General features: G+C 39.4%; 3 protein-coding genes. 1 reads left to right on the plus strand and 2 read right to left on the minus strand.

Going from position 1 to position 991, the window contains the following annotated elements; translation table 11 throughout:
* Window positions 1–9: 9 nt before the first annotated feature.
* Window positions 10–240, minus strand: a complete 231-nt coding sequence (locus ACWHAR_RS23615; protein WP_003227691.1) for a DUF1146 family protein — start codon at window positions 238–240, stop codon at window positions 10–12.
* A 169-nt stretch (window positions 241–409) separates the two neighbouring features.
* Between ACWHAR_RS23615 and ACWHAR_RS23620 the strand changes: the two genes are divergently transcribed.
* Window positions 410–883, plus strand: coding sequence for a hypothetical protein (locus ACWHAR_RS23620; RefSeq protein WP_043940215.1), 474 nt, complete (start codon window positions 410–412; stop codon window positions 881–883).
* A gap of 33 nt (window positions 884–916) precedes the next feature.
* Here the strand turns inward: ACWHAR_RS23620 and ACWHAR_RS23625 are convergent.
* Window positions 917–991, minus strand: a 75-nt coding sequence (locus tag ACWHAR_RS23625) for an ATP synthase delta/epsilon chain alpha-helix domain-containing protein (protein ID WP_452088009.1), incomplete at its 5' end; no start/stop codon positions are given.

Below are 991 nucleotides of genomic sequence, written 5' to 3' on the forward strand. Positions count from 1 at the left end.
CAAAACCTATTAAAATAGATAGGGAAGCTGCTGTGAATAATTGAGATAATCTAAAAAGAAATTGGCAACGGCCGTTCCAATGGCGATTGTCAGCAAAATCATCAGGAGTCTAGCCTGCACGACTTTGCCTTTTTTGATTAACGGATCTATATTGACGGCTTGCAACGCCCACCAAGTCACTGCTATAAAAATCAGGTGAACGACAATGCCGATTGCAGCCTGCTGTCCCAATACACTCATCTATTACACTCCTTTCTCTGCGTTCATACCCTTTCTTATTATATAAGAAGCACAGATAAAGATGATACATTTTATACAGAACGGAATAATCAGCCAAATCTAGGGCTAATCCCCGCTTAAAGTGCGATTCTTTTACATGGTATACTTTATTGGAAAGGAGCTGGCAAATGTGAATCATTCTTTTTTTCAGCCTGAAAAGCAATATGGTGAGGACCTGCCAATTTTTGATCAGGAATGGGAAGCAATTGCATTCTATTATGATTATAGACAGTCACAGATTGAAGAACTGAATGAATTGTGTCAGTTTTTTAACATTTCTCTTACCTATACGAGAGAAAGCCTTGAAGAGCTTGAAAACCTTTATTTTCAAAGTATACAAGAGCTTTTGCTTGCTGATTGGAATCTTCCTATTGAAGAATTCGAGAAAATGATCAGTGTTTATCTTATAGATTGCGTGATTGCCCGCCATGAAGATGCTGAATGGGTTGTAAAACCTTATCCCTATAAAGACGGCGCTTATACACTTGGCTTTAGAAGACATCGCAAATCGTGGCATACAATGAATGCCTGTGATGGTTTATACCTGCGCCAAAAAGAGGATCGCCCGCTGCTGTCTCTGTTTGATTCTCTTGTTCGTTCATAAAAAAATCCTTCTCATAAAGAGAAGGATTTTTTCTTATTTCCCTGCTACATCCAATCTGTTCAAAGCCCGCTGTAACGCAAGCTCAGCCCGACGAATGTCAGTATCATC

This window comes from Bacillus sp. LR--39, assembly GCF_053613335.1.

Bases quoted from the DNA above. Each gene is read 5' to 3' on its own strand.
- ACWHAR_RS23615 (WP_003227691.1), bottom strand. From the start codon at position 240: ATGAGTGTATTGGGACAGCAGGCTGCAATCGGCATTGTCGTTCACCTG.